At 68.5% G+C, this 9,185-nt stretch carries 8 protein-coding genes; 2 read left to right on the top strand and 6 right to left on the bottom strand.

The genetic code is table 11. The features are described 5' to 3' along the window. On the top strand, positions 1 to 613 hold a 613-nt coding region (locus E1295_RS48635), incomplete at its 5' end, for a hypothetical protein (protein WP_220448657.1). Here the strand turns inward: E1295_RS48635 and E1295_RS11325 are convergent. Further along, positions 597 to 1,520, bottom strand: a complete 924-nt coding sequence (locus E1295_RS11325; protein ID WP_132630193.1) for an NmrA family NAD(P)-binding protein — start codon at positions 1,518 to 1,520, stop codon at positions 597 to 599. The genes E1295_RS48635 and E1295_RS11325 overlap by 17 nt on opposite strands. A 93-nt stretch (positions 1,521 to 1,613) precedes the next feature. Here E1295_RS11325 and E1295_RS11320 point away from each other — a divergent pair, with 93 nt between their 5' ends. Further along, complete coding sequence (locus E1295_RS11320) at positions 1,614 to 2,186, top strand: TetR/AcrR family transcriptional regulator (RefSeq protein ID WP_132630192.1); 573 nt, start codon at positions 1,614 to 1,616, stop codon at positions 2,184 to 2,186. Between the two features lie 36 nt (positions 2,187 to 2,222). On the opposite strand, the gene E1295_RS11315 is transcribed toward E1295_RS11320, so the two are convergent. From E1295_RS11315 to E1295_RS11295, 5 genes are all read right to left on the bottom strand, one after another. Beyond that, positions 2,223 to 3,104 carry a carbohydrate ABC transporter permease gene (locus E1295_RS11315; protein WP_132630191.1) on the bottom strand — a complete coding sequence of 294 codons (882 nt, stop codon included), beginning with the start codon at positions 3,102 to 3,104 and terminating at the stop codon, positions 2,223 to 2,225. Continuing rightward, entirely contained in the window at positions 3,104 to 4,051 is a 948-nt protein-coding gene (locus E1295_RS11310; RefSeq protein WP_132630190.1) for a carbohydrate ABC transporter permease, read from the bottom strand. The genes E1295_RS11315 and E1295_RS11310 overlap by 1 nt, the downstream gene beginning before the upstream one ends. Before the next feature lie 93 nt (positions 4,052 to 4,144). Further along, complete coding sequence (locus tag E1295_RS11305; protein WP_132630189.1) at positions 4,145 to 5,506, bottom strand: ABC transporter substrate-binding protein; 1,362 nt, start codon at positions 5,504 to 5,506, stop codon at positions 4,145 to 4,147. A gap of 195 nt (positions 5,507 to 5,701) precedes the next feature. Then, entirely contained in the window at positions 5,702 to 7,798 is a 2,097-nt protein-coding gene (locus E1295_RS11300; protein ID WP_220448656.1) for an alpha/beta hydrolase-fold protein, read from the bottom strand. Between the two features lie 263 nt (positions 7,799 to 8,061). After that, on the bottom strand, positions 8,062 to 9,075 hold the full coding sequence (locus E1295_RS11295) for a LacI family DNA-binding transcriptional regulator (protein WP_132630187.1): 1,014 nt from the start codon (positions 9,073 to 9,075) through the stop codon (positions 8,062 to 8,064). Between the last annotated feature and the right edge of the window lie 110 nt (positions 9,076 to 9,185).

The raw sequence follows: 9,185 nt of genomic DNA, 5'->3' as shown, positions 1-9,185 counted from the left end.
CGCCCCTCCCCCTCACGTGCGGCCCGGGCCTGCGCGGCGGCGGCGGAAGGCTCTCCTCCTGCCGCTGGCCGGCGTCGTGATCGCGGCGCTCGTCCTCGGCGGTGTGCTGGGAGGCGCCGTGGGCCTGCTCACCACCGACGCGCAGGGCAGCACCACCGCGCCCGCCTTCACCGACGGCTTCCCCGACGTCGGCGACCAGTACCTGCCCGGCGTGACCCTGTCCCTGATCGTCGACGAGTGGATGAAGAAGGCCAACTCCTGGACGTGCGCCAACAAACCCGGCAACCCCGACACATGGAGCATGGCCAAGCAGCACATGAGGTGTCAGCCGCCGGGCGACGACGGGCGCAGGTACGTGGACATCGAGTACGACGCCGCCGACAAGGTCAGGGTGCTGAAGGCCACCTGCCGTCTCGGCACCTACGAGGACGCCTGCACCACCGTCTTCGCCACGATGGCGGACGCGGCCCTCGTTCCGCAGCCCGGGTTGCGCGAGCGCGCGCGGAGCTGGGTCGAGAAGAACGCCGCCGGCGAGCGGGCCACGATCATCGGCGGCGTCCGGCTGCAGGCGAGCCTGACCCCGCACGCCCTGCGCATCACCCCCGAGTCCTGAGCCGTTCCGCCCGCAGGTGCTGCCGCGCCCACTCCTCGAAGCCGGTCAGCGCGAGGCCGAACTCCCTGGCGGACTCGGGGCGGGCCGGCGGACCGGACACGTTCAGCCACTTGTGCGAGGCGCCCATCGCCGGCATGCCGGCGGCGAGCGCCTGCTCCTCGGTCATGTCCGGCGCGGGCAGAGGCGTACCCAGGACGCGGGAGAGGACGGCGGCGATCTCCGTCATCGACAGGTAGTCGCTCGCCAGCTCCAGTGCGACCCCGTCGAAGCGCTCCGGCGTGGCGATGGCCGCGGCGGCCGCCCCGCCGATGTCGTCGGTCGCGACGAGGGACACACGCGTCTGCGGCTTGATCACGCTCACCAGGCCCCCCGCGACGCCGCGCGGGAACAGGAACGTCATGGACGGCAGGAAGTTCTCCATGAAGAAGGACGGCTTGAGAATCGTCCAGTGGGGGAATCCGGCCGTTCGGACGTGCTCCTCGATCGCGGCCTTGGCGTTCAACGTGAGCGCCACCGCCTCCCCGCCGGGCATCTCGGTGTGGCGGCCGGCGCCGCTGGTGGACGTCTGCACGAACTGCGGCACTCCCGCGGCCTTCGCGCTGTCGATGAGGTTGACGGCCTGGGCCACCTCGGCGTCGAAGTCGAAACCGCCGGCGGTCAGAGGGGCGATCTGGACGGAGAAGACGGCGCGAGCGCCCTTGGCGGCCTGGATCAGCGATTCGCGGTCGTGGAGGTCACCGGTGACGAGTTCGGCGCCGAGCGCTTCGACGGCTCTGGCCCGGTCGGTGGCGGGGTCGCGGACCAGCGCGCCCACGGGCACGCCGGCCGCGCGCAGCGCGCGGGCGGTGGCCCCGCCCTGCTTGCCGGTGGCGCCGGTGACCAGAACGGGCGCGGATGGTGCGGGCATAGTACTCCCTAGGACATAAACGGCGGGGCCCGCCGTTTTCTGTGCGATACGATACGGCGGACCCCGCCACTTAGCAACGCTGGAGATGACGCCATGCCCGACCGCCAGCGCGCGGACGCCCGGCGCAACCACGCCCGCATCCTCGCCGTGGCCGAGGAGGAGGTGGCCACGCACGGCGCAGGAGCCTCCCTGGAGCAGATCGCCCGCGTGGCGGGAGTGGGCTCGGCCACCGTACGCCGCCACTTCCCCACCCGCCGCGCCCTGCTGGAAGCGGTCTCCCGCCAGCGCATCGAGCTGCTGTGCGCCCGCGCGGACGAGCTCGCGAGCGAGGACGACAGCCGCGTGGCGCTCCTGAGCTGGCTCGGTGACGTCGTCACCTACTGCGTCGAGGCGCGAGGGCTCGCGGCGGCCCTGTCGTACGAGGGGGCCGAGCCCGGCTCGGTGTACGAGAACACCTGCTCAGCGATGATGGAGAAGGCGGGAGATCCGCTGCTGCGCCGTGCCGTGCGCGACGGCGCGGTGACGGAAGGCGTCACCGTCGCCGACCTGATCGCGCTGATCATCGGGATCACCTCCGCGGCCGAGCACCATCCCGATCCCGCCGCCAGGGCGGAGCGGCTGTTCCGGCTCGCGGTGACGGGCCTGAGCCCGCAACCCGGGCGCTGACATACCGCTCCGGCCGCTGCCGCGGACCGCGGCGCGCTATCTCAGGCCACCGACGGACAACCCTCCACGCCAGTGCCGCTGCAGCGTGAAGAAGGCGATGACGAGCGGGATGACCGACACGAGTGCGCCCATGATGATGAGGCTCCACAGGGAGGTGCTGCCCGCGTTGTTCGCCGAGGCGATGCCCTGCCACAGGCCGAGTCCCACGGTGACGGGGAAGAGGCGGTTGTCGGAGAGCATGGCGAGCGGCAGGAAATAGTTGTTCCATGAGGCCACCGCGGACAGGAGCAGGACCGTGACCACCGCGGGCCGCATCAGCGGGAAGGCGATCCGGAGGAAGGTGCGCAGCTCACCCGCGCCGTCCGCCCGCGCCGCGTCCAGAATCTCGTCGGGAACCGCGTCGCGTGCGTAGACGTGCATCAGGTAGACGCCGAACGGGTTGAGCAGTGACGGGAGGATCACCGCCCAGATCGTGTTGGTCAGCCCGAACTCGGAGAACATCATGAAGGTGGGGATCACCAGGGCGGTCGCCGGCACCATCAACGCGCCGAGCACGAGCGAGAAGCTGAACCGCCTGCCGGCGAACCGGTATTTCGCGAATCCGTAGCCGGCCATGACGGCCAGAACCGTGGCGCCGACCCCGCCCGCGACCGCGTACAACGTGGAGTTGAGTATCCACTTGCCGTAGATCCCGTTGTCATAGGTGAACAGCTGCTCGAGATTGGCGAAGAAGTCGACGTGGTCGGCGAACCACAGGGTGTTCCCGCCGCCGAACAGTCCGGAGGCGTCCTTCGAGCTGTTGACGATGACCCACCAGAACGGCACGAGGAAATACACGACCAGGAAGCCGAGGAGCACCTGCAGGGGCAGATGGCGTTGTGGACGGCGGCGGACGCCGGCACGGGAGCGATCACTCATCACAGGAAGCTCCTCCGCTTGCGGGTGAAGAACAGGAAGGCGTAGACGCCGATGAAGACGACCCCGCCGAGGGCGAAGGAGATCGCCGATCCGTAGTTGAAGTTCGCGAGGGCGAACGCCTGCTGGTATGCGTACATGTTGGGGGTGAAGTCCGGTCCGATCGTGCCGGCCGCAAGGGAACGCAGGATTTGCGGCTCGTTGAAGAACTGCAGGGTGCCGATGAGCGAGAACACCAGGATCAGGATCAGCGCGGGGGCGATCAGCGGGATCTTGATGCGCAGCGCGACCTGCCATGCGCCGGCCCCGTCCATGCGGGCGGCCTCGTAGAGCGCGGGGTCCACACCCTGGAGTGCGGCGTACAGGATGATCATGTAGTAGCCGGCCCACTGCCAGGTGACGACGTTGACCAGGCCGTAGAAGATCAGGTTGTTGCTGAGGAAATCAGGTGGGGCGGCGCCGAACAGGCCGAAGACGTCCGAGAGCGGCCCGAAGCTCTTGCTGTAGAGAAATCCCCACATGACGGCTCCGATGACCGTGGGGATCGCGTAGGGCAGGAAGATCATGAGGCGGGAGAAGCGGGCGAACATCGAGGTCACACCGTCGAGGATCAGAGCCATCGCGAGCGCGACGAGGATCTGCAGCGGAATGGCGACCAGCGAGAAGCGGATGACGAACCATGCCCCTGAAAGGAAACTCGGGTCGGTGAACGCCTTGACGTAGTTGTCGAGGAAGACGAAGGAGGTGCCGCCGATCAGCTTCTTCTGGAAAAGGCTGAGATAGAGCGCGTACGCGAGCGGCGCGATGAGAAGGGCCAGGAAGACGATCCCGAACGGCCCCACGAAGAGCCATCCCATCACGTGCTCGCGCAGGCTCACCTTGCCGCGCGATCTCCGTGTCCTGCCTTGTCTGCGCGGCGCGCTCTTCTCGTCGTCGATCAGGAGGGTCATGTCAGGACTCCGGTGGTCGAAACTGCGGGTGCGGATGCCGGAGGGGTCGCGGTGGAGCCGGCCGATCGCGGCCGGCCAGCCCCGCCCCCCTCCTCACCGGACGGTGAAGCCCTGCTCCTTGGCGTAGGCCGCCACGTCCTGCTGGATCCGGTCAGCGGCCTGCGCACCGGTGCCGGAGCCCTCGATGAGCGCGCTGACCTGCTTCGTCATGGCGTCGAAGTAGTACTGGCCGAACGGGGCGTAGGTCATGCCCTCGTAAGCGTTCGCGGCGGGGACGTACACCTCCTTGTTGGCCTGCTGGCCGTCGAAGAAGTCCACCTTCAGGTCCACGAACTCGGGGTCGTTGAGCGCCTTGAGGTTCAGCGGGAAGATGATCTGGTTGGTCCAGCCGTCGGTGAGCGACTCCTCGTCGGCGTAGAGCCCGTAGGCCACCTTCGCCGCGAGTTCGGGGTTCTTCGCCTGGCTCGTCACGGAGAAGGCGGACCCACCCCAGTTCACCTGCACCGGGTTGTCGGGATCCCACTGCGGGAGCGGCGCCACCGCGAACTTGCCGGTGTCCTCGCCCTTGCCGACGCCCGCCCCGGAGAGATAGCCGGGCGCCCAGGCCGCCGAGATGTACGTCGCGTACTTACCGCTGATCACCCCGGAGATGTACTCGGGCGTGAACTGGTCCTCCGTCCCGACCAGCCCCTTCTGGGCGAGGCGCCCCCAGTAGTCGAGCACGTCCTTGGACGCCTGGTCGTTCAGCTTGATGCCGATCGTGCTTGGCTGCGCCGGGTCGTAGGTGAACGGGGTCGCACCCTTCTGGATCTGCAGCGCCATGGTGAGAGCCGACACGTTCGCGGCGAAGTCGCCGAACGCGGGGCCACCCGCGTCCTTCATCTTCTGGGCCGCCTCCTCGTACTCGGCCCACGTCTTCGGCGGGGTGATGTCGTACTTCTTGAAGAGGTCCTTGCGGTAGATCATCGCCATCGGGCCACCGTCGACCGGCACGCCGTAGACCGCGTCGCCGATCGAGACGTCCTTCCACGCGCCCTCGCCGTAGTCGGCCTTGACGCTGTCGTAGCCGTACTGCTTGATGTCGACGAGCGCCTCCTGGATCTGGAAGGTCGGGATCCGGTCCATCTCGATCATGATCACGTCGGGGGCGCCCGTGCCGGCCGAGATGGCCGTCTGGAACTTGTCGTACTCGTCGCTGCCCTGCCCGACGTTGGTCCAGCAGACCTGCACCTCGCCGTTTCGCTTGTTGAAGTTGTCGACAACGAGCTGCATGTTGGGGTACCAGCCCCACATCGTCACGACCGGCAGGTCCTTCTTGGGGATCGTGTTCGTGCAGTTGCTCGCGTTGTTGCCGCTCGCGTTGTTCGCGCCTCCTTGCTCGCCGGAGGAGCACGCGGCGAGCGCGGTCGCGGCGGCGAGCAGGACGGCCGCAACGGAGAACCTCTTCTTCATCATGAGCATGTCTTCCTCTGGATCGCAGCGCGCGACGTGCTGTGCGCTGCCGTTGAGATCGGGCGATCGACCGGGACGGGACTCAGGCACGACCCCTCGGTCCCGTCCCTCTGCGTCGATCAATCTGTGAGCGCTAACATCAGGCCCACCCGACGGCACCCGCCCGAGCCGGCCGCCCGGGCTTCCCGACAGGCTGAGCTAGCGTTCGAACAGGCGTGGAGCCAGGTCGATGAGGTTCTTCTGCCAGACGTCCCAGCCGTGCGGCCCTGGGGTGACCCCGTCGAACTCGTAGCGGATGCCGAGGTCGTTCAGGGTGGTCAGGGTCGCCTGGAACCCGGGGTACACGAAGTCGGTCTGGTCACCGACGTACAGGCGCAGCAGCTTGGTCCCGTTGTTGATCGCCTCCCCGTCGACGCCCTCGCCGCTGCCGAAGCCGGCCGAGAACGCCGCCACGTAGGCGAACCTGCCCGGGTGCGCCTTGAGCACCCCGAACGTCTGCCCGCCTCCCATCGACAGCCCGGCGAGAGCCTGTTGCGACGGGTCGGTGGAGACGTTGTAGCGGTCACGGACTGCCGGGACGATGTTCTCCAGCAGTTCCTCGGTGAAGTCGGGCACGTTGCCGTTGCCCATCACGACCACCATCGGCACCAGGTCCCCGTCGAGGAACTGGTGGTCGAGGATCTGCTTGGCACGTCCCATCTCGACCCAGTCCGTGTAGTTCTGTCCGCCACCGTGCTGGAGGTGGAAGACGGGGTACGGCTCCTCGCGGTCCGGGTCGTATCCGGGCGGAGTCCACACCAACGCGGTCCGGTCCTCATTCGCCACGCCGCTGTGGTATGTCATGCTCTCGACCTTGCCGCCCTTGCCGGCGGGGACGTCCGAGAGCAGGCGCGCCTTCTCACCGGGGACGAAGAAGGTGCTCCACGTCGGCTCCGAGGTCACCTTCGTCGGGTTCGCCACGTCCTTGACCGCGGCCCGGTCCACCATCAGCCGGTAGTAGTAGAACCACGGGTCGAGCGGGCCCACGGTCGCCCGCCACCGATCACCCGCACGGGCGAGCGGCACGCGCAGCCAGCTTCCGTTCGGAGCCCAGTTCGCCCACACCGTGACCTCCTTGGCGTCCTGGAAGTCCGTGGTGGTCTCAAAGGTGACGAAGCCGTCCTCGGTCACGAACGGCGTCGGAGTCGTGCCGGGCTCCGGCGGGGTGAACTCACCCTTCAGCCTGCCGTGACCCGGGCTCGGGCCGTGATCCTGTACCTTGCGGAACAACCGCGGCACGAAGTCGATGAGGTTCTCCTGCCAGGCATTCCAGTTCGCCCCGGCGTCGGGGTTGACCCCGTCGAACTCGTACCTGACGCGGGCCCGGTCCAGCGCCTTGGTCAGCCGGTTGGTCGGGTTGTACGCGGGGTCCGTCACGTTCCCCGTGTACAGGCGCAGCAGCTTGACGTGACGGTTGATCGCCTTCGCGTCCGGCCGGCCGGCGCCGTCCGCCGCCAGACCCGAGAACGAGCCGGCGTAGGCGAAGTGGTGCGGATGCCCCAGAGCCGCGCGTACGGCCTGCGTCCCGCCGTCGGTCACTCCGGCGATCGCCTGGTGCGCGGGATCCCGATGGACGCGGTAGCGGTGCGCGACCGCCTTCTGGAGGTCCTTCACCTCCCTGTCGCCGGCCGAGCCGTGACCGTCGGCGATCGCGACCACCATCGGCTCCATGTCCCGCCGGACCGACAGGTTGTCGAAGATCTGCTTGGCACGGCCCAGGTCGAGCCAGTCGGTGGCGCTCACCCCGTCGCCGGACTGCAGGATCAGCACCGGGTACGCCTTGGGCCCCTTGGCCGAGTAACCCGGCGGCGTCCAGACCAGTGCCGACCTGTCCTCCTTTCCGGCCCGGTACGTCAGGGTCTCGACCTTGCCGCCCTGTCCCGCGGGCACGTCCGCCAGCAGGCTCGCGGCCTCGCCCGGCACGAAGAAGGTGCTCCACAGCGGCTTGGACGCCACCTCGGTGCTGTTCGTCGGATCCTTCAGACCGGTGTCATCGGCTGTGACCTGGTAGGAGTACAGGCCGGGCTTGAGCGGACCGAGGACGCCCGAGTAGACCTCGCCCCGGCGGGTCAGGCCGAACTCCGCCCAGGTGGAGGAGGGTCCGAAGTTCCCTTCGATGACGACCTGCGACGCCTGCCCCGCGCCGGCGGCGGACACCGGGACGCTGAACGACGCGTAGCCGTCCTCGGAGACGGTGAGCCACGGCGTGTCGGCCGCCACCGGCCCCGTCGCGAGCAACACGGTCGCGATCGTCATGACTCCGGCGGCGATCAACGACGTGAGGCGGCGTACGCTATGGGGCCGCGACCTGCCGTGATAAGGTAAAAATGGCATGCAGAAACTCCCTTGATGGCCTGGCCACGGGTGCTCACCGGCGGGCCGGCCTAGTTCAGCGGTCGTTGTGTCGTGGGTTTGGTGTCCACACCTCCGTCCGTGATGGGTTCAGCGTGCCCACCTGACGTTCGTTGCCCCGAACGTTCAGGTGTACCGAGACGCACCCGCGGGTGATCGTCACGTCTTCACGAAATCCTCGGTGCCGCGGTGGAGCCACGCACCACCAAGCGGGTCGGGAGCACGACCTGGCGGGGGCCGTCCTCATCGCCGCGCACCAGCGCTTTCAGCATGTGCGCGGCCTCCTTGCCGAGCAGATACATCGACTGGTCCACTGTGGTCAGCCCCGGTTCGGCCAGCGCGGAGTCCGGGATGTTGTCGAAGCCGGCCACCGACAGGTCCCCGGGAACGTCGAGCCCCATGTCCCTGGCGACCCGCGCAGTGCTCAGCGCCATGTCGTCGTTCGCCGCGAAGATCGCCGTCGGGCGGTCGGCCGTGTCCAGTAACGCCCGCGCGAGCGGTGCCGCGGACTCGGGAGTGAAGTCCCCCCTCGCGATCAACGCCGGATCCACGGGGGTTCCCGCGTCGGCCAGCGCCTTGCGGTAGCCGTCCTCGCGCGCCTGCGCGGAGGCCAGGCCGGCGCGGCCGGCGATGAAGGCGATCCGCCGATGGCCCAGGCCGAGGAGGTGCTCGACCACTGCGGTGGCGCCCGCGAGGTTGTCGGCCGTCACCGACGGCGCCGTCGAGTCCTTCGCCGGATCGACGGCCACGACCGGGGTGCCGCTCCGCACCTCGCCCGAGGGCGTGACCACGATGCTCCCGTCCGTGAGCGTGCCCGCCAGACGGGCCAGATGGCGCCGCTCCCACCCCTCGGAGAAGGTGCCGTACAGGTCGCTGTTGGCGTAGATGATCAGGTCGAAGCCCGACTGGCTCAGCGCGTCCATCACGCCCTTGAGCACCTCGGCCGTGTAGGAGTGGAAGCTGTGGGTCACCAGCCCCAGGACGTTCGTGCGGCTGCGCCGCAGGCTCGCCGCCACCAGACTCGACTCGTAGCCGAGCTGCTCGATGGCCGACCGGACCTGCGCGATCGTTCGCGCGCTGACGCCGTAGCGCCCGTTGACCACCCGCGACACGGTGGCGGTGGAGACGCCCGCTGATCGTGCGACGTCGCTCATCGTCACCGGCGCGCCACTCTCGGCCATGCCACCCTCACCAGGTGCAATCGTTATCACTTACCTTCGCAGCCGCAAAGGTAAGTGATAACGATTGCGGAAACAAGACCTTTCCGGCCGATCGTTAACCAGCCGGAAAC

Source organism: Nonomuraea mesophila (genome assembly GCF_004352805.1).
Lineage (GTDB): Bacteria > Actinomycetota > Actinomycetes > Streptosporangiales > Streptosporangiaceae > Nonomuraea > Nonomuraea longispora.
The sequence above is the reverse complement of the archived record's forward strand: the minus strand, read 5'-3'. Positions and strand labels throughout refer to the sequence as shown.